This window comes from Segatella salivae F0493 (assembly GCF_000477535.1).
Taxonomy (GTDB): domain Bacteria; phylum Bacteroidota; class Bacteroidia; order Bacteroidales; family Bacteroidaceae; genus Prevotella; species Prevotella salivae.
On sequence record NZ_AWGW01000030.1, the window covers coordinates 210,026 to 230,668 of the forward strand.

Annotated in this window: 17 protein-coding genes and 1 pseudogene; 10 read left to right on the plus strand and 8 right to left on the minus strand. The window is 37.2% G+C overall.

The window, feature by feature from the left end; genetic code table 11:
- Position 1 precedes the first annotated feature (1 nt).
- The 4 genes and pseudogenes from HMPREF9145_RS11515 to infC form a co-directional block, all read right to left on the minus strand.
- Entirely contained in the window at positions 2–1,165 is a 1,164-nt protein-coding gene (locus HMPREF9145_RS11515) for a hypothetical protein (protein WP_036907610.1), read from the minus strand.
- Between the two features lie 222 nt (positions 1,166–1,387).
- Entirely contained in the window at positions 1,388–1,732 is a 345-nt protein-coding gene (gene rplT / locus HMPREF9145_RS11520; RefSeq protein WP_004380007.1) for a 50S ribosomal protein L20, read from the minus strand.
- A gap of 36 nt (positions 1,733–1,768) precedes the next feature.
- A pseudogene (rpmI, locus tag HMPREF9145_RS13260) lies at positions 1,769–1,963 on the minus strand (50S ribosomal protein L35); the annotation flags it as partial.
- Between the two features lie 71 nt (positions 1,964–2,034).
- Complete coding sequence (gene infC, locus HMPREF9145_RS11525; protein WP_007133650.1) at positions 2,035–2,727, minus strand: translation initiation factor IF-3; 693 nt, start codon at positions 2,725–2,727, stop codon at positions 2,035–2,037.
- 646 nt (positions 2,728–3,373) lie between these two features.
- Here infC and HMPREF9145_RS11530 point away from each other — a divergent pair.
- Genes HMPREF9145_RS11530 through HMPREF9145_RS11550 form a run of 5 tightly spaced genes read left to right on the plus strand, consistent with a single transcriptional unit; the run spans position 3,374 to position 9,877 of the window.
- Positions 3,374–4,396: a sugar kinase gene (locus tag HMPREF9145_RS11530; RefSeq protein WP_021826542.1), complete on the plus strand. Its 1,023-nt coding sequence runs from the start codon at positions 3,374–3,376 to the stop codon at positions 4,394–4,396.
- Positions 4,397–4,410: 14 nt separating this feature from the next.
- Positions 4,411–5,082 (plus strand): bifunctional 4-hydroxy-2-oxoglutarate aldolase/2-dehydro-3-deoxy-phosphogluconate aldolase, encoded by a 672-nt coding sequence (locus HMPREF9145_RS11535; RefSeq protein ID WP_007133647.1) that lies wholly within the window; start codon positions 4,411–4,413, stop codon positions 5,080–5,082.
- Between the two features lie 37 nt (positions 5,083–5,119).
- On the plus strand, positions 5,120–8,548 hold the full coding sequence (locus tag HMPREF9145_RS11540; protein ID WP_231369801.1) for a sensor histidine kinase: 3,429 nt from the start codon (positions 5,120–5,122) through the stop codon (positions 8,546–8,548).
- Positions 8,549–8,553: 5 nt separating this feature from the next.
- Positions 8,554–9,279, plus strand: a complete 726-nt coding sequence (locus HMPREF9145_RS11545) for a DUF5932 domain-containing protein (RefSeq protein ID WP_021826557.1) — start codon at positions 8,554–8,556, stop codon at positions 9,277–9,279.
- Entirely contained in the window at positions 9,269–9,877 is a 609-nt protein-coding gene (locus HMPREF9145_RS11550) for an AbgT family transporter (protein WP_021826500.1), read from the plus strand. Before HMPREF9145_RS11545 ends, HMPREF9145_RS11550 begins: the two co-directional genes overlap by 11 nt.
- A gap of 172 nt (positions 9,878–10,049) precedes the next feature.
- Here HMPREF9145_RS11550 and HMPREF9145_RS11555 read toward each other — a convergent pair whose 3' ends face one another.
- From HMPREF9145_RS11555 to HMPREF9145_RS11570, 4 genes are all read right to left on the minus strand, one after another.
- Positions 10,050–11,120 (minus strand): GH25 family lysozyme, encoded by a 1,071-nt coding sequence (locus HMPREF9145_RS11555; protein ID WP_021826551.1) that lies wholly within the window; start codon positions 11,118–11,120, stop codon positions 10,050–10,052.
- A gap of 62 nt (positions 11,121–11,182) precedes the next feature.
- The gene (locus HMPREF9145_RS11560) at positions 11,183–12,127 is read right to left on the minus strand and encodes a hypothetical protein (RefSeq protein WP_021826516.1); all 945 of its coding nucleotides are present in this window, start codon (positions 12,125–12,127) and stop codon (positions 11,183–11,185) included.
- 31 nt (positions 12,128–12,158) lie between these two features.
- Positions 12,159–12,767, minus strand: coding sequence for a LolA-like putative outer membrane lipoprotein chaperone (locus HMPREF9145_RS11565; protein WP_021826471.1), 609 nt, complete (start codon positions 12,765–12,767; stop codon positions 12,159–12,161).
- Between the two features lie 436 nt (positions 12,768–13,203).
- Entirely contained in the window at positions 13,204–15,702 is a 2,499-nt protein-coding gene (locus HMPREF9145_RS11570) for an FtsK/SpoIIIE family DNA translocase (RefSeq protein ID WP_021826504.1), read from the minus strand.
- A 106-nt stretch (positions 15,703–15,808) separates the two neighbouring features.
- On the opposite strand from HMPREF9145_RS11570, the gene HMPREF9145_RS11575 reads away from it, so the two are divergent.
- The 5 genes from HMPREF9145_RS11575 (at position 15,809) to HMPREF9145_RS11595 (ending at position 20,611) form a co-directional block, all read left to right on the plus strand.
- Positions 15,809–16,480 carry a 3'-5' exonuclease gene (locus HMPREF9145_RS11575; protein WP_021826453.1) on the plus strand — a complete coding sequence of 224 codons (672 nt, stop codon included), beginning with the start codon at positions 15,809–15,811 and terminating at the stop codon, positions 16,478–16,480.
- A gap of 60 nt (positions 16,481–16,540) precedes the next feature.
- Entirely contained in the window at positions 16,541–17,722 is a 1,182-nt protein-coding gene (locus tag HMPREF9145_RS11580) for a class I SAM-dependent rRNA methyltransferase (RefSeq protein WP_021826493.1), read from the plus strand.
- The gene (gene tilS / locus HMPREF9145_RS11585) at positions 17,712–19,058 is read left to right on the plus strand and encodes a tRNA lysidine(34) synthetase TilS (RefSeq protein WP_021826487.1); all 1,347 of its coding nucleotides are present in this window, start codon (positions 17,712–17,714) and stop codon (positions 19,056–19,058) included. The genes HMPREF9145_RS11580 and tilS overlap by 11 nt, the downstream gene beginning before the upstream one ends.
- Positions 19,059–19,146: 88 nt before the next feature.
- Entirely contained in the window at positions 19,147–20,040 is an 894-nt protein-coding gene (mazG, locus tag HMPREF9145_RS11590) for a nucleoside triphosphate pyrophosphohydrolase (RefSeq protein WP_021826544.1), read from the plus strand.
- A 10-nt stretch (positions 20,041–20,050) separates the two neighbouring features.
- Positions 20,051–20,611 carry a lipocalin-like domain-containing protein gene (locus tag HMPREF9145_RS11595; RefSeq protein ID WP_021826494.1) on the plus strand — a complete coding sequence of 187 codons (561 nt, stop codon included), beginning with the start codon at positions 20,051–20,053 and terminating at the stop codon, positions 20,609–20,611.
- The last annotated feature ends 32 nt before the right edge of the window (positions 20,612–20,643 follow it).

The window sequence follows — 20,643 nt, forward strand, 5'->3', positions numbered from 1 at the left end:
TTTATTTAAGGTTTTCTATATTACGTATCTCTTTTTCTAAGTTTGAAGCTTTCTGTTGCATATCATACAGCTGTTTCTCTCCGTTTATAATTGATTTTGAGAGTTCTTTCTTACTTGTTTGAGAAGAATTTCTATAACGTTCTCTGAGATTCTCTAACTCCGTTTCTTGTTGCTTTACTTGTGTTTTGAGTTTTAGTAAATTAGAGATTCTTGACTGATTCTCTGGCTTAAACTCTGTAATATCATTCAATTCAACTTCATCATTCACAAAAAAATGGAGGCGAGTTTTCTCCTTTCTCATAGTCTTATGAGTTGAAATAAGATCATTTAAGCGTTTTAGTGCAAGTTCGCGATTCCCATTCTTCCATGTAGAAGCAATTGAAGTTATTTGTGCTTGAGCCTCAAGCTGTTTAGCTGTAAGATTATCTTTCTCATAGGAAAGCCGCTGTTTAGTTGGAATAAAGGTGTAAATACAAACCTTTCCTTCTGGCATTCTTCGATCGGTTACCAACCAACCTAACTCATGTACCTCATCAATTGCCAGTAAATAATCGTTTGATGGGGAGTTATAAGGCAAGCCTATGTTCTCTGGATTGTAGAAGCTATGTTGCTCACTATTGTATCTTGTTATAAACAAGTCATAACCACCAATGCTATGATTGCCTTTTGCTGCAAAATAAAGTGTCACTCCATCCTGCATCATGAAAGGGTAGTTTGCTTGCAAATAAGTATCATCAATTGCAGCGATTCGTGTAGGTTTTATCCACTTTCCACCAATCTTATCAGTATAAAAGATTGTTGATTGTGTTGAATCTCCCTTGGAGACATATGCCTTATCTTGTAAACCATTTAAGAAAGTTACCATGTTTGGCTCATCTACTCCTGGAATAAAACTTGAGGTTTTTGTAAATTGTCCCGATACTTTATCAAGAGGAATATGCTTGAAGAAGTCTTGTTTGTCTACAATAACACTATCAACGAATAGTATTTTCGCTGTTGATGGCAACATCTCTGTAAACAAAGCATTGTTCATGCTGTGTTTAATACCCAAACGTTGCGTCTTTGGTGCTTTTACCTTTACTTTCTGATGGTTTTGCGCATCAACAGATATTGTGGGTAACACACACACAATGCATATATATAATAATGTATTTTTTATTTTCATTTCTTATTAAATGTAAGAGTTACAAAAATAAGAAAAAAAATAAGAAAGAAAATGTTTTGCATAGTTTTTCAATAGTAGGGTAGTCTATGGTAGGCTTTTTAGGATTGAATATGTATTGAAAGATATTACCACTTGCTAAAATAAATATTGTAAAATGAAAAAAGAGTGAACTACTATTATTGTAATTCACTCTCTTTTATATGCTATTTTTAATCTAAAAGCTTATTTTACTTTGTCAACAATAGCCTTGAATGCTTCAGGATTATTAACTGCGAGGTCAGCAAGAACCTTACGGTTAATCTCTATACCTGCTTTATGAAGGGCACCCATCAAAGTTGAATAGCTCATGTTTTCGAGTCGAGCAGCAGCATTAATACGCTGAATCCACAATGCACGGAAATTGCGTTTCTTATTACGACGATCACGATATGCATAGGTGAGACCTTTTTCCCAGGTATTCTTTGCTACCGTCCAAACATTCTTTCTTGCTCCATAATAACCTTTAGTGAGCTTCAGAATTCTTGTTCTTTTTGCTTTAGAAGCAACATGATTTACTGATCTTGGCATAATTTTCTGTCTTTAAATGTTCCACTAAAAAGTTAATTAACGAAGGCGGAGTAAGTCACGTACCTGTTTCATATTACTCTGATCAACCAGTGTTTGATGAACAAGGTTTCTCTTTTGCTTCTTTGTCTTCTTAGTCAGAATGTGACTGTGGTAAGCATGATGTCTTTTAACCTTACCTGAACCGGTGAATGTGAATCTCTTCTTTGCACCGGAATTTGTCTTTACTTTTGGCTATTTTTTTTAATTTTTAATTGTTATTTATTGTGGCAACGCATATACCCGGCGTTACGCACTTCTTTTAATTATTCTACAGAACTTTCTTTTTTAAGCTTGCTTAGAACGTCTTCTCCGTTCTTTGCATTGGCGAATAGGCCATTGTTCTCAGCCTGTTCATTCTTTTGGTTCTGTTCAACCGCTTTGGCTTCTGCCTCTCTTTTTTCTCTGTCTACCTTTTGTTGACTCTTCTTTACGACACCAACTTTCTTCGGTGCAAGATAGAGAAACATTTTCTTTCCCTCTAACTTAGGCATCTGTTCAACCTTTCCAAACTCCTCCAAGTCATTGGCAAAACGAAGTAATAAAACTTCTCCTTGCTCCTTGAATAGGATAGAGCGTCCACGGAAGAATACATAAGCACGAACCTTATTGCCTTCGTTGAGGAACTCACGAGCATGCTTCAATTTGAATTGATAATCATGTTCATCTGTCTGAGGTCCAAAGCGAATCTCTTTAACTTCAACCTTCACCTGCTTCTGTTTCATCTCTTTTTGATGCTTCTTCTGCTGATAAAGGAATTTAGAATAGTCGATAAGACGACAAACCGGAGGCTGAGCATTGGGTGAAATCTCTACAAGATCTACGCCGTTCTGACGTGCCATGTCTAACGCTTTGCGTGTAGGTACAACTTCAGAGCCATCTTCTCCTACGATGCGTACTTCGCGTACACGTATTTGTTCGTTAATACGGTACTGATTTTTCAATTTGTCATTCTTCATTCAACTATTTTAATTGTGCTATTTTTGCTAAACGCCTGCAAAGTTACTATTTTCCAACGAATTAGACAAGAAAATAAAATTATATTTTTCTTTGTTTTTTATCAATTCCTACAAAAAGGCATTATTTGTTGCAGATAGGATTAAAGCTATGTATATATAATAAGGTGTTAAGGTTTGCTTTTACCTTTATGATATGTTACAAATATATTTTCCATGCCATGATTGTATATCAAGTTTATTTCGAAGTATTTCTTATCATTCTCTTATTACTTTTTAATTCATTTGTTTTCTATATTTGTTTCCGTTGTAAAATGATGCATTTAGTCTCATGAAATGACTGATTTTAAATGCTTATATGATAGGTTTGGTTGTGTAAAATGATACATTTTAGTTTTTATTAATATAGGAATTAATAAATAGTTGACATACAATTAGTTATTAACTTTGTTGTATCAATATCATAAGATATAAATGATTTGAATTTATGTATCATTAAAAAGCATGATAATATCTCTTTTATGGTATAACAATTGCGTTCATAATCATTTTCTTTTTGTTTTATTTTCCAAATTCATAAATAATTACTATTTTTGCGATGATAAACAAAACACTTAATCTATAATCAAAAAAAACAATCTAAAGTAAAATGGGTAAAATTGTAACATTAGGCGAAATTATGCTTCGTTTGTCTCCTACAGGGAACTATCGCTTTGTTCAGAGTGAGTCTTTCCAAATCTTTCCAGGGGGTGGAGAGGCCAATGTTGCTGTGAGTCTTGCTAATTATGGTCACACAGCTTGTTTTGTTTCAAAGCTTCCTTCTCATGAGATAGGTCAGATAGCTGTAAATGCTTTGAGGAGATATGGCGTCAAAACAGAGTATATTTCGCGTGGCGGTGATAGGGTAGGACTATATTATGCCGAGACAGGGGCCAGCATGCGCCCATCTAAAGTCATTTATGACAGGGCACATACTGCTATTGCCGAGGCTGATATTTCTGATTTTGACTTTGATAAAATCATGGAAGATGCCGATTGGTTTCATTGGAGTGGTATCACACCAGCTATCAGTGATAAAGCTGCCGAGATTGTGCGTGTTGCTTGTGAAGCTGCAAAACGCCATGGTGTTACTGTTTCGGTTGATCTTAATTTCCGTAAAAAGCTTTGGACATCAGAGAAGGCTATCTCTGTGATGCGCCCCTTAATGCAATATGTTGACGTTTGTATAGGCAATGAAGAAGATGCAAATATGTGTCTTGGTTATAAGCCTGATGCAGACGTTGAGGGTGGAAAAACCGATGCTGAAGGTTATTATGAGATCTTCAAAGGCATGATGAAGGAGTTTGGTTTCAAGTATGTTGTTTCAACATTACGTGAGAGTTATTCTGCTTCTCATAATGGTTGGAAGGCTCTTATCTATGATGGTAAAACATTCTATGAAAGCAAACACTATGATATTAATCCAATAATAGACAGAGTTGGAGGTGGAGACTCGTTCTCTGCAGGTTTGATTCATGGATTATTGTCATATAAAGACCAGACTAAAGCTTTAGAGTTTGCTGTTGCAGCAAGTGCATTAAAGCATACAATTCCTGGTGATTTCAATCTCGTTTCAACTTCTGAAGTAGAAAGTTTAGCCAAAGGTAATGCCAATGGTCGTGTTCAACGATAATACTATTCGATATTATGGCAAGATTTAATAAAGTCCAAGTGATAACAGCAATGAAAGAAACGGGAATGGTTCCTGTGTTCTATCATGAAGATTTAGAAGTTTGCAAACAAGTTATTAGCGCCTGTTACAAAGGTGGAGTGCGTGTGTTTGAGTTCACCAATCGTGGCGATTTTGCCCATGAGTTGTTTGGTGAATTAATAAAATGGGCTGCAAAAGACTGTCCCGAACTTATTCTTGGAGTAGGTACGGTGGTTGATGCGCCGACAGCATCTCTATATCTTCAGTTGGGGGCTAACTTCATTGTAGGTCCTAATTTCAATCCCGAAATAGCACCAGTTTGCAATAGGCGTTTAGTGCCTTATGCTCCAGGATGCGGTAGTGTTAGTGAAATCAGTAATGCACAAGCGGCTGGTTGTGATGTGACAAAAGTCTTTCCTGCTGGTAATGTGGGCGGTCCATCGTTTGTAAAGAACGTATTAAGCCCCTTGAGATGGAGCAATCTAATGGTTACAGGAGCAGTCTCTCCCGATCAAGAGAACCTTAGTGCGTGGATAAAGGCAGGCGTTCTCTGTGTTGGTATGGGGTCAAAATTGTTCCCAAAAGATGTTATCGCTGCTAAGAATTGGCAGTATATCACAGATAAATGTATAGAAGCATTAGGCTATATTGTTAGCGCTCGCTCATAGAATTAAATCAATAAAAGAGCTTTTCCCATTTTTAATAGTGGGAATATTCTTACTTTCAGCTTGTCAATCAGAGCATAAAACTCAGGTTGACAGGCTGAATGATATATCCTATTCTTATCATTATCGTAACTTAGATTCAACGAAACACTATGCAGAAAAGGCACTGAATCTTAGCCAAAATTATGATAATGGGCATGCAGAAGCATTGAATAATCTTGCTTTTGTGAGTATTGTCAGGATGCATTATGACAATGCTTATAAACTATTGAACACCACATTAAAGACTACAGACAATCAAATTGAATTACTTGTTGCCGATGTTCAGTTTATGCGTCTTTGCCAACGACAATCTCGAAACAAAGACTTCTACATTTACCGAGAGAGTGCTATTCATCGACTTCGTCGTATAAAAGAAGAACAATCAACGCTAACCATTCGTCAACAAAAGCGACTTACTTATGCTAAGTCTGAGTTTGATATAGTCAATTCAACCTATTTTTATTATATAGGTCTACGTAAACAGGCCATTGAAGCACTTAATAACATAGACCCTTATGGCGCAATTCAGCAGGATACGGCACAGCTGTTGTCTTATTATTACAATATAGGCTCAGGAGGAATGATATCTTCTGGAACAGGGAAAGAAATCATTCAAAAAGAATTTGACTATCTAATGAAGAGCTATTTATTGTCCCGTCAGCATAACTATCCCTATTGGGAGGCAAACTCAATGCAGGCAATTAGTGAGCATCTTCAAGATACGAAGCAACGCAATATGCTGATAGCAGATAACCTACCAGCAATGAAGTACTTGAACATTGACCACATGCCAGACTCTCTTTTGGCGGGAAATCTTGCACAAAGAGCATTAAACATCTTTGTCAAGTATGGTGATGTGTATCAGATTGCGGGTGCATATAGAACGTTGGCACAATGCTATTGGCATATTCATGATTATCATTCGGCGAGCATTTGCCTTAATGATGCTTTGTTTCGAGATACAGTTATCAACCAAGCACCAGCTCTTGTAGCGTCTATTCGCGAACAAATGTCATTGGTTTATTCAGCCATTGACAACAAGATGCAAAGTGATTTTAATCGCAATATCTATTTAGATATGCAGGAGAAAACACGCCAAGATCGTCAACTTGAGGCTCGTGCTGATCAATTAAATAAGTCTGCTTCCACGCTGAACTATATGATTGGAGCCGTTGTCTTCATGATTGTTATAGTCGTAATTCTATTGATTATATTTGATAGAATGCGTGTAAGAAGTGATAAAAAGTTCTCAATGAAGCGGCTCATTGCACCATTAAATGAATGGCAAGAGCGTGAAAGAGTTATTCGATTAAAGCGAGAAGAAGATTTCGAGCAGGTCGATGAGCTGATTAAAATGGAGAATTTGCATCTCTCAGATAACTTGAGAAGAAACATTGAACAACGCGCAAAGATAGCTCTTGTCAATAGCATTACTCCACTGATTGACCGTATTATACATGAAATTAATTGTTTGAGAAAACGTCATGAGACTGAAAAGGTACGAGAAGAGAGGTATGCTTATATCAGCGAACTCACTGATCAGATAAGTGAATACAATAATGTCTTGACCCAATGGATTCAACTTCGTCAGGGACAACTTAGCATTCGAGTGGAAAGTTTCGCCCTACAAGATTTGTTTAATATCGTAGCTAAGGGGTACATGAGCTTCAAGTTGAAAGGCATTTCTTTGAAAGTCAGCCCGACAAAAGATGTAGTTAAAGCTGATAAAACCCTGACTTTGTTTATGATTAACACGCTTGCTGATAATGCAAGGAAGTATACTCAGCAAGGTGGATGTGTGAAAATCTATAGTCGTTCTACGGAAAATACAGTAGATATTGTCATAGAAGATAATGGACTTGGAATGTCAGAGAAGCAGGTTTCTCATTTGTTTGACCATAAAACTATTGTAGATGAATCTTTAAAAGAAAGTGATTCTATTGCTGACGAGAAGTCGCATGGCTTTGGATTAATGAATTGTAAGGGTATCATTGATAAGTACAAGAAGATTAGTTCGATATTCTCAATTTGCTTTATTAAAGCAGAAAGCGAGCTTGGAAAAGGCAGTCGCTTTACTTTCCGCTTACCCAAAGGAACAGTTCGACTATTACTTTGTCTATTTATGTCAAGTATATCATTGTCTGCTTTCTCATCTCCTTTCCTGCTTAAAAAGGCTGCTTCGTTTGCCGATAGCGCTTATTTTTGTAACTTAAATGGGCAATATCATCGTACATTAGACTATGCAGACAGTTGCAGAACCTATCTAAACAAGTACTATCGAACATTGAAACTACACGATAGTAATGACACATTGCGTTATATAGAGACCGATGTTATCCCACCAGAGATATCTTGGTATCACAAACATCTACGCTTTGATTATAATGTTATCCTTGATATTCGCAATGAAACTGCTGTTGCTAATCTTGCATTGCACGAGTGGGATGCGTATCATTACAATAATCGTGTTTACACATTACTATTCCGTGAGACCTCAGCTGATAATAGTTTGGGAGAATATGTGCGTGTAATGCAACGTTCAGAGAATAATAAGAACGTTGCTATTATACTTCTTGTATTGCTTTTAATATCTATTTTCCCAGCCTATTATTTCCTATATTATCGTTATCGTCTATATTATCGACTCGCTGTTGACCGTGTAAATATGATAAATTCTGTATTGTTGTCTAACATATCTTCCCATGAAAAACTGAGTCAAATTAACGAAATCTGGGCGCAAACAAGTGTTTTATTGAAGTCAACGACCAACAAGTTGAATGATGTTGTGTCGAAGATTCGTATTGCTCTTTCAGACAAAATAGAAGATGATAGTAAGCTGACGACAAATTTAGAATTAGCGAATGATGAACTACATCGCATCATATATGAAAATCAAAAGCTTCATGTTAGTAATAATGTACTTGATAATTGCCTCTCAACATTAAAGCATGAGACGATGTATTACCCTTCACGTATTCGCCAATTAGTTGATGAAGATAAGAAGGATCTCAATGCAATACGCGAGGTCGCACTTTATTATAAGCAACTTTATGCTTTACTTAGTGAGCAGGCTATGGTCCAGTTGGATAATAATCTTAAGGTAAACTCACGATTGGTTAACTATCTTTTTGAGCTTATAAAGAAGATAAGTGGAGAATCCAACATACAAAGGACAGTGAAAGATAAGGATAAATTATACGCAATGATATGCTTAGAGTTACCTTCTTTGCATCTAACTGACGCACAATGTGCCGTGTTGTTCACTCCATTATCTATTGATATACATTATATGGTGTGTCGACAAATCGTGCGAGAGATTGGGGAAACAACTAATCTTCGAGGCTGCGGTATCTCGGCAAGTCAATTGAATGGTAGCCAAGGTACATTGATAGAGATAACTCTTCCACGACAATTAAATATAAAATGAGACTTATGAAGAACTTTAAAATCATCATTGTTGAAGATGTTCCTTTGGAATTAAAAGGGACAGAAGGAATCATTCGGAATGACATTCCAGAAGCAGAAATCATAGGAACTGCTGAAAATGAGGCAGCCTATTGGAAACTATTAAAGGCTAATCTACCAGATCTTGTATTACTTGATCTTGGACTTGGTGGCAGCACTACTGTTGGAGTAGAGATATGTCGGCACACAAAAGCATTGCATCCCAATATTAAAGTACTCATCTTTACTGGCGAAATACTGAACGAAAAGCTTTGGGTAGATGTGTTGGATGCAGGTTGTGATGGTATCATTCTTAAGAGTGGAGAACTTCTTACACGTGGGGATGTGTCGAGTGTAATGGATGGTAAGCGCCTTGTTTTTAATCAACCGATTCTTGAAAAGATAGTTTCGAGATTTGAAGAAAGCGTTAACAATCAGCTCATGAGACAGGAAGCACTTGTCAATTATGAGATAGATGAATACGATGAACGTTTCCTCCGACATCTTGCTTTAGGTTATACGAAAGAGCAAATCACTAATCTTCGTGGCATGCCTTTTGGTGTAAAGAGCTTAGAAAAGCGTCAAAACGAACTTATTCAAAAGCTGTTTCCCAATGGTAATGGAGGCGTTGGAATCAATGCAACACGCTTGGTAGTGAGGGCAATTGAACTTCGTATTTTGGATATTGACAATCTAAAACCTGATGAAGAATAAACAATTACAACGTCACCTGGGCGTCTTCATAATTATACTCGTAGTGGTTCAGCTCATGATAATACTATTGTCATGGTTGCTTTCAGCTGCATTGCCTGATTTATCAGTACATTCATTATTGAGTAGTGAAGGTATTCGTTGGTTTTTCGGTCAATTTTCAAGTAACATAGCAACTCCCCTTACTGCATGGTTGATAGTAGCTGTAATAGCTTATGGTTGTCTTTCATCATGTGGTATCTTAGAACTTAAACACCCATTAGACTTTCGTCAGCGAGTCGCCATACGTTTTGTTGTCTTTGAAATAGTTGTTTTTGTGGCCATCATCCTTTTACTTACGTTGATACCTCATGCTGTTTTATTGAGTATTGATGGTGATATTTGCTCCGGAAGTCTTGCGAATAGCATTATACCTTACCTCTCTTTAGTTGTCTGTGTGACGTCTATCACTTATGCATATTTATCAGGAAGATGCAACACAAAAGCTGAATTATTTGACATGTTGTGTGAAGGAAATCGACAACTATCACCGCTTTTTATCATCTATGTATTGTTCACACAACTTGTTTACTCTGTTCTCTACGTCTTATCTGCCAGTTAGTATGATTCGACCTGTGGCTGAAGTGTTCATGTGTTGCAGGTTGATAGTAGAGAATAGGAGAGAGTTGTCTTGAAAACTAATACTATAAAGTGTTATGCAGGCAAAGCATACACGGTAATATTTATAAGTTGTTGGTAAATGTTATCAGTCTAAGACTTGTGTGGTTTAATATTTAATGATGACTACAGAAACGCTCAAACTCGTCTTGATAGCCATTAAACACATTGATATCTACTTTACCATGAATACCTTTTACGCTACCATCAAGAGACAATTGCCAATAGATAAGTTTCACACCAGGCTTATATTCTCCATAACGAGATATCCAAATATGATAATTTCTCTTGATATCTGGAGCCTCAGGAAGGTAGCGATTTACGAAAATCTGACTGATATATAGAACCGGTCTGCGACCTGTTGCACGCTCAACAATATGCAACCAGGTTCTAATAGCACTGAAAAGTTCTTTAGTTCCCCCCATTCTCATAATCTGAGCATGCGTAGGTTCTACATCTAATACAGGCGGAAAATCTCCTGTTTTTACGTAAGAGTGCTCCAGAAAGTAATGTGCTTGTAGTGCAGCTGGTGTCAAAGTAGTAAAGAAATGATATGTACCAACTTTATAACCAGCGGCCTTAGCACTTTGATAGTCTTTCTTATAATAAGGATTAAGCAAGCTTTTCCCTTCAGTACTCTTTATATAAATAAAGCTAATGGGATAGTTAACACGTCCAATAACCTTCTTTTTGCTAAGCTTTCCCAAGCCAATAATTCTTAACTTCTTCCACTGAATAGCATATCTTTTCTTTCCATCGATATGCTGATATTTAGCGATATCTATACCATAAACACGCTCATTAGTATAATTAAGGCATTCCCCTCGATAATGATTATGATGCCATTCGCCCACTTTTAGTTCACTATGAGCAGCCAATCCGATACCAAAGCCATTACGTTGTCCATTACTCCAGTTGCCTTCATAAAAGCCTCCATCTCTTGATTGGTATGTACCATACCCATGAGGCTGTAGGTTTGAATTGAACTTTCCTGTGTATCGATTGCCTAAAGTATCTATACGTGTGCCACGAATAAGCGTGTCATTTTTCCATGTTCCTATATATATGTTCCCGATAGAATCACACATTCTCCCATCACCTTGGCGTTTTCCATGCACCAAACAACCCTGATAAACTAATCCATCTTTACGAACAATACCATAGTTCAAATGATTATCCTTTGTCATTTCTCCACATGAGACACAACAAATGATAGAAATGCATATAAAAAATATGTGTGTTATCCTTTTCAATTCTTTTCTTCTAAATGAATAAGTTTATCTATTTGTCTGCTATTATAATAGCCGTCTGATAGTTTTATGCCTGCAAATCTCCCTTTATGCATGTAAGTTGACACAAAAATCATACTTCCTGGATGTGCAAATTCAATAGCACATGGCTGATGGAATCGTGTCGTTACAGCCATACTTTCATTCATGTCGTCAATATTCCACGGAACTATTGTCGTCGCATACGCATTGGATGGAAACCTCGAATCTTTCGTTTTGAGAATCAAAATCTTATGGTTGGCATCTTCACGAATCACATTACAATGCGTCTTCTCAACCTTTCCTTCAGCGTTTTTATAACTAACGGTAAAGATATCTTTACGTAATAATCTTACCTTCTGACTTTTCTTCATTAATTGGAGTAGGGCAATCACCTTGTTTAAGGTGTCACATTGTAAATGAATATCATTTGCATAGCCAGCTACAATGTTATATCCCATATCTTGGACTCCATGTACACGCAGATAATAACGTAATTCGTTTTGTTGATGTTTTAGACTATTGAGTTGTCGCTTGCTTTTATTTAATTGGTTTGAAACAAGTAGAATACCCTCTAATTTGTTTGCCATCACATGCGAACTATCAGAAACTACAGTTACAATTTCACCATTACATGAAGGATATAGCCATGTTTTATTCACCCAAAAGCCATCGGTAATCCACTTACTGGGCCTTACATCCCTCTCATTCCATGCTGCTCCTTCAAGTAAGCTATCAGAATTTAGTGATGAAAAAAAGAGCTTATTGCCTTTCGTATCGCTGAGTTGATAGTAGCGTTGATGTTGAACTTGCACAAGAGCACGCTTTGCCTGTGTCGTGTCTGTAGGCCATAGACGATAGACAAACCATGCTATAACCAACAAACATAATACAAAGAAGCCGAGAAGTAAACGTTTTTTTCTCATCAATAAACGATAGAAATGGAACTAAAATGCTTTATCTTAAGTCGATGACTTCGGCTTTCGGAAATTCTTTTGCGTTGAAAGTAAACACTGCATCACTTTGATTCTTTGCCTTAAAATTAGTGATATTAATGGTAGTCCAATTAGTTCCTTGACGCATTTTAACTTGTGAAGGGATATAATTCTTTCCAATCGTGATATAAAGTTCTTGTATACTGCGTTTCTTATCTTGGGCAACCATGTGGATCTGATAAGCATTTCCTTGTTTCTTTGAAGTCAAATTATACCCTGATTTGTATAGAGTTATAAACTTATAAGGGTTCATTTGTGCTTGCTTTGCCTCGTTGGGTGTAGTAACATTCACCTCGTTTGTTGCCTTCATGTAGGCCCATTGGGTCTTTCCGTTGAACCAAACAGTAGCTTGGGGAGTATGTGCATAGAACTTATTTCCTTTTATTGCAATCGTTCCACTGGTAGCGCCAAGTTTACTCCCACTAATGGAGAATCCGGCATAAGCACCACCATTACGTCCTACAATGGCTGCAGTTTTATCCAAAACTTTTAATGCTTCTTTTGCATTCTGTGCCATACAGCAAACAGATGCCAATACCATACATGATAGAAGAATAATCTTTTTCATCATTACATCAGTTTATATTTGTCATGCAAAGGTATATAATTTATCTGAACTTCAATGAGTTCACTAAAAGATTAAACACACAAGATGTTAAAGGTATTAAAGAAAGATGATGAAAATAAAGGTTTGTGACAAAGTTATGTATTTGGTTTGAAGTTATGTAAAGATATAATAGCCATTTATAAACGATAGAGATAGAAAAACAAAATAGGCGATTTCATCGAGTAAACTCAGTCATTTCATCCCACGAAATGCCCCATTTCATCGTGTAAAATCAAGCAAAAGGAAAAATCGAAAGAAATGCTATATAAATTAAGGTGTTATAATGAATAACGCAATTGATTTTGTTTCATGCATAAAAATGTCTGAGATAAAAAACAAATAGGGGCTGTTTTGCCCCTATATTGTTAGTATTTTAGAGTATTATTATATTCTTATCGGTTTAGCTACGAAGTTGAAGCAGCCGGCTGTTCAATTGATTTTCATCTTGGATGAGTACTTCACGAGGTTTACTTCCTTGTGCCGCACCAACAATACCAGCCTGTTCAAGTTGATCCATTAAACGGCCGGCACGGTTGTAACCAATGGAGAATCGTCGTTGAATCATACTCGTAGAACCCTGTTGAGAGAGTACTATTGCGTGGGCAGCCTCCTCAAAATACGGATCAAGAGATGACAAATCAGCACCTCCACTGCCTACACTTCCACCACTATTGTCTTCAATTGGTTCAGGAAGTTCCATGGGTTCAACTGGTCCAGGTTCATCGGTGATATAGTCGTTAATGCGTTCTATCTCAGGCGTATCAACGAAAGCACACTGTACACGTACTGGTTCGTTACCATTAAGGAATAGTAAGTCGCCTCGTCCTACAAGCTGATTGGCTCCAGAGCGGTCGAGAATCGTACGTGAATCAATTTGAGAACTAACGCGGAAAGCCATTCTTCCAGGGAAGTTAGCCTTTATATTACCCGTAATAATCTTAGTCGTTGGGCGCTGTGTAGCAATGACCATGTGGATGCCTACAGCGCGGGCAAGCTGTGCAATACGTGCAATTGGAAGCTCAATCTCTTTACCTGCTGTCATGATAAGGTCGCCAAACTCGTCAATAATGACTACAATGTAGGGCATATAATCATGTCCTTTCGTCAAATCAAGCTTATGATTGACATACTTTGCATTGTATTCTTTGATATTCTTTGCCCCTGCAATTTTTAGAAGATCATAGCGACGATCCATCAGTGCACACAAACTATTAAGTGTTCTAACCACTTTTGTGACATCAGTAATAATCGGTTCGTCGTCATTTTCAGGCAAACAAGCCATGAAGTGGTCTGAAATCTTATGATATACGCTAAATTCTACTTTCTTAGGATCAACCAAAACAAACTTCAACTCATTCGGATGCTTTTTATAGAGCAATGAAGTAATGATGGCATTAAGGCCTACCGATTTACCTTGTCCTGTTGCTCCAGCTACCAACAAGTGTGGAATCTTTGCCAAATCTACCATAAACACTTCGTTGGTTATAGTCTTTCCAAGTGCCAAGGGGAGTTCCATCTTTGTCTCTTTGAACTTCTTTGAGTTTAGAATACTTTCCATAGAGACAATCTGTGGATTCTTATTTGGAACCTCAATACCAATTGTTCCCTTGCCAGGTATAGGTGCAATGATACGTATTCCCAATGCAGAGAGACTCAAAGCAATATCATCTTCAAGGTTACGTATCTTTGAAATGCGAACTCCTTCGGCTGGTGTAATCTCGTAAAGTGTAATGGTAGGGCCTACGGTTGCTTTGATTTCACGAATTGAAACACCGAAACTATTGAGCACTTCTACAATGCGAGCATTGTTCGCTTTGATTTCTTCCATGTCGACTTTTGGCTTATCTCCATCATCATACTTCTTGAGAAGATCAAGTGTCGGCTTCTTATATTTAGTGAAAGGTTCAAGTGGATCAATCGGTGTACTTAGGATTTCTTCGACATTAACCACGTCACTTCCTGCCTTCTCTTCATTCTTTGCAACTTCTACTGTGAGTTTATTGTCTTCGTCAGTTGTTGCTTCTTTCGGAGTATCAGCTATGGGGGAGAGTGCTATGATAGGAGTGTTTTCAACGGGGTTTATCGTTGGATTACTTGCTTCTTCGTAGTTTGTGAAGTCAACAATTGGGGCAGGAAGGTCTTCTGGTAGCCCCTCATCAATGAACGATTCGTCAGTAGTCACCTCTTCTATCTCTTCTTCTGACATTTCCTCTTGAGTTGATTCCTCTGATTGTGGCTCATGATTCGTGATAGTAAACCTTACCTTTGAGGTAAGATATTTCACGGGATTCATGGCCTTTCTAACTATTTCGATGGTTTCAGTTGTTAGATATGTCAAGAAGGCTAAGGCCGTAAAAAGAAGAATTCCGATTAAGCCTGGTGCACCAACAATGTTTTCTAATTGTTGGACACATAGCAAACCATGCTCTCCTCCTGGGTTAAAGAAAAGGCCACCCATAATGGGTGTCAGGAACTTTGCAAACGCAATAGAACACCAAATCATTGTTAGCATCATGGAAAAGAACCATTTCCACAAGTTAACAGTATAGATTTTCATGAGCTTTACACCCACTAATACAATGAAAATTGGAATAAAGAAAGCTGGGATTCCAAAGTTAACGGCCATAAAGAAATAAGACATGATGGCACCGATAGAACCGCAATAATTAGTGAAAATACGATTTGTGTTCATCCATTCTCCTGGTCTTAAGCTCTCAAGTAGACTCTGATCGGCTTGTCCTGTGGAAAAGAATGAGACCATTGCAATAACAACAAAGATTGCAACCAGTAAGAGAATAACTCCTAAAAGAAAATCTGTTTTTTCGTTGCTGAATACATTACGAAAGCCAACTGCTTCTCCTATGTTCTTAGGTTTGCGGTTAGATTTTTTCTTAACCATGTCTTTTTTTCTATTGTATTTCCTGCAAAATTAACGTAAAATTCCGAGAAATAGCGTTCTTTTCATAACTTTTTTCTAAATTTGCAGACTGTATATACAATTAGAAATGAAGAAAACAATATATAGTAAGTTTGATAAGAAGTTGATAACAGAACTGCCAATAGCTCTCTTTCCTGGTAGGATTATAACGATTATCAATGAAAATGATGCTGACAAAGCCGTTGATTATCTACTCTCTTGCGATATTTTGGGAGTAGATACTGAAACCCGTCCCATGTTCCGTAAAGGCGAACAACATAAGGTTGCATTGCTACAAGTCGCATCACGGGATACATGTTTCCTTTTCAGACTTAACGATATAGGTATTCCTCCATCTGTAATCAGGTTATTGGAAGATTGTACTGTACCCAAGATTGGTTTATCTTGGCATGATGATCTGCTTTCACTTCATCGCCGAGTAGAATTTAATCCTGGGTATTTTGTAGATTTACAGGATATAGTTAAAGAGATAGGAATAAAAGATTTAAGTCTACAAAAGCTCTACGCAAATATATTTCATCAGAAGATTAGCAAGCGACAACGGCTTACAAACTGGGAAGCTGATGTGCTTTCTGACAAGCAAAAGCTCTATGCTGCAACGGATGCGTGGGCATGTATTAAATTATATGAAGAGATAAATCGGCTTTACAAGACTAAAGAATACACGCTTGTCGTTTCACCGGAGCCCATGGATTCTGATGCGTCTCACAACGAAGAAGTAGTAGAAATCCATCGATGAAATCGCACTTTTCTATCATTTCTTATATAAAATCACATTACATTGTCAACATTAATCAATATGTATAAATCAATATATCTAAAGAAGGGGAAGGAAGAATCTTTGAATCGGTTTCATCCTTGGATTTTTTCGGGTGCTATACGGCACATGGACGAAGGAATAGAAGAGGGCGAAATCGTTAATGTATATACCTATTCCAATGACTTTATCGCAGTTGGTCATTACCAGATTGGTTCAATTACAGTACGCGTATTATCGTTTTCTAATATTGAAATTAACCATGATTATTGGTGTAAACGATTGGAAGCTGCATTTAAGATGCGCCAAAGTATAGGCATAGCAGATAGCCTTGATAATAATACTTATCGCTTAGTGCATGGTGAAGGAGACTTCCTTCCAGGATTAGTGATTGACTGTTATGGTGAGACTGCAGTCATGCAGGCACATAGTGTGGGCATGCATATGTGTAGAGAAGATATTTGTCGTGCTTTGATTGAAGTCATGGGGAGTCGAATAAAGCATGTATACTACAAGAGTGAGACAACACTTCCCTACAAAGCGGAACTGGGACAAGAGAATGGTTTCATATATGGTAAGACAGAGAATGATGTGGCATTAGAGAATGGTTTGAAGTTCCATGTAGACTGGTTGCGTGGACAAAAGACTGGTTTCTTTGTCGATCAACGAGAGAATAGAAGCCTTTTGGAGCACTATGCAAAAGGTAAAAGTGTTCTCAATATGTTTTGTTATACGGGCGGATTCTCAGTATATGCCATGAGAGGGCAAGCCAAATTAGTGCATTCAGTGGATAGTAGTGCAAAGGCAGTAGAATTGACTAATCGTAACATTGAACTCAATTTCCCTGGTGATACACGTCATGAAGCTTTTTGTGAAGATGCATTCAAATACTTGGCTAACCATGATGACAAGTATGATTTAATCGTTCTTGACCCACCTGCTTTTGCTAAACATCGTTCCGCTTTACGCAAAGCGTTGTCTGGATATACACGTCTTAACATGAATGGACTACAACATATCAAGCATGGAGGTCTCTTGTTTACTTTCAGTTGCTCACAAGTTGTGTCAAAAGATAATTTCCGTAATGCAGTGTTTGCAGCTGCAGTACAGGTTGGTCGCAAGGTAAGAATTTTGCATCAGATACATCAACCCGCCGATCATCCAATCAATATTTATCACCCTGAAGGTGAATATTTGAAAGGCTTAGTATTATATGTTGAGTAGTTTTGCTCAAAAAGTAAAGGCGTTTATAGCTGAAAATCAACTGTTTCAGCCTGAAAGTACCTATCTGTTAGCACTGAGTGGCGGATGTGATAGTGTAGCTCTGCTTCGTATTATGATAGAATTAAACTATCATGTTGCAGCAGTTCATTGTAACTTTCAACTTAGAAATGCCGAATCAAAGCGCGATGAAATGTTTTGTGAAGAACTCTGTCGGTCATTAAAAGTGCCATTTCATCGCGTTTATTTTGATACGAAAGCGTATGCAAGTTTGCATCATGTTAGTATTGAAATGGCTGCACGCGAATTACGTTATGATTATTTTGAGAAGCTAAGAAAAGATATTTCAGCAGATGATATTCTTGTTGCTCATCACCAAGATGATAATATCGAGACTGCATTATTAAATTTAATACGTGGTACAGGTATTCAAGGCTTGTTGGGTATGAAGCCAAAGAATGGGCATATCATTCGTCCATTATTGTCTGTTTCACGTAAAGAGATAGAGCAATACTTATCTTCTATTCATCAAGATTATGTCACTGACAGCAGTAATTTAGTTGCCGACGTAATGAGAAATAAAATTAGATTAGAAGTAATCCCTTTGCTTAAAACGTTAAATCCCTCTGTATCAGACAATATATCTATAACAATTAAACACTTAAACGAGGCTTCAAATGTACTTAATTCTGCCTTAGAAGATGGTAAGAAGAGAGTTGTTTCAGTGAATAAACAAAATCAGATTGCGATTAACATCAAGGCTTTACAAAAAGAAGTTTCACCCGAATATATTTTATATTCTGTGTTATCTAACTACTCTTTTTCGTCTGCTCAGATTGAGAATATCGCTCAATCTCTCAATGCTTCTACAGGAAAAAGATGGTATTCAAAGACTCATGAGTTGGTAAAAGATAGGGAAACACTACTTATTGCTACACGTACTCAGCCAACAACAAAAGTGTTGCGAGTTCCTGAAGAAGGTTTATTCGTTTGGAATGAGCACATTAAATTCAAAATTAATTTAAGTGAGATTACCTCGTGTTTTGAGCCAAGTCGTGAGCCAAAACAAGTCACTTTAGACGGTGAAATCATAGCTTTTCCTTTAACGATTCGATACATAAAACAGGGTGATCGATTTCAACCCTTTGGTATGAAAGGCAGTAAACTGGTCAGCGATTTACTCACAAACCTCAAATATTCCATTATAGATAAGCAACAACAGCTTATGGTTGAAGATGCTCATGGGCATATTTTATGGGTTGTCGGCGTAAGAGTGGATCAGCGCTTTGCTGTGACTAAGAATACCAAGCGTATTTTGACACTGACAATTGTAACATAGATGAACGCGCAAAGGCATTTATAACTGCAATCAATAAATTCGTTATGATGAGGTTGTTTATATGCCATTTTTTGCTTATATTTGTAATATGAAACAACAAAAACATTCAAAAGAAGAAAAGCTTCAAGCGTTTGCACGCTTACTTGATGTACAAGAAAGACTCAGACGCGAGTGTCCTTGGGATAGAAAACAGACGAATGAAAGCCTTCGTCCAAATACTATTGAGGAGGTTTTTGAACTCTGTGATGCACTGATTAAGAATAATCATAAGGATATTTGCAAGGAGTTGGGAGACGTTTTAGAGCATGTTGTCTTTTATGCTATGTTAGGTGAGGAATCTAACGATTTTGATATTGCAGATGTATGCAATGCCCAAGCTGATAAACTGATGTTTAGACATGATTTCATTGATTGGAATAAGGATGGTGATTGGACTGTAACCAATCCTGAAATGAAAATAAATACACAGGGACATGTCGTTTACAAAGATGAAGAAGTAAAAGAAAACATGTTGCAACCCCAAACAGCTTCAGAGGTATCGGCTACTTGGGAACAACGCAAACAGCAGGAAAGAGATGGTAACACGACAGTACTTTCGGGTGTTCCACAATCATTGCCTGCACTAATAAAGGCCTACCGAATACAAGATAAGGTTCGAAATGTTGGGTTTGATTGGAAACATAAAGAAGATGTTTGGAAGAAAGTGCATGAGGAATTGGATGAATTGGAGGTTGAACTTAAACGGGAAGATAAAGATAAGTCAACCAATGAATTGGGAGATTTCTTATTCAGCATTATTAATGCGGCACGATTATATCATCTAAATCCTGACAATGCGTTGGAGCGAACGAATCAAAAGTTTATTCAACGATTTAATTATGTTGAACAAAAAGCAAAAGCAATGCATCGGAAGCTGAATGATTTATCGCTGGAGGATATGGATAAACTTTGGGAAGAAGCAAAGAAAAATATGAATCATTAAATAAAAAGATATGAAGAAACTATTTTATCTCGGTGTTATATTATTAGGAATGATGAGCGTTGTTGCATGCAAACACAAGCAGAGTTCCTCTAATTTGGAAATCAAAGACAGCCTAAATGATTCGTCGGTTACAGACACAACGCTTTATGGTTTGTGTGGTGAGGGAAGTTCTATGCATAACCTTGAGCTAATCACTGATTTGGGAGATACGTTAGAATTCATGGCAATGGATGAGGGAAGTGACTCTGCTGTTATCCTTGGTGGACTCTTGGCAGGTGATCGCCTTGCTGTAATTGGTCATGAAGTAAATGGAGAACGTTATGCACAACGTGTGATAAACCTTACGACTTTACTTGGAAAGTGGACGAGTTTAGATAAGAATTTTGAAATACTTGAAGGTGGACAGATTAAGAATAATGTCAAAGCAGAAACTAATCCGTGGACTTCCTGGAAGATATGTAATGGAAAATTATTGCTGAACAAAGATACATTTGTGATTGACAACTTAGGAGCTGATTCGCTTTATCTTGAAAATAAAGATGGAATCTTTGCTTTCAAACGTTTAAAATAGCGTCAGCACACTATATATATTAAGGTGTAGTT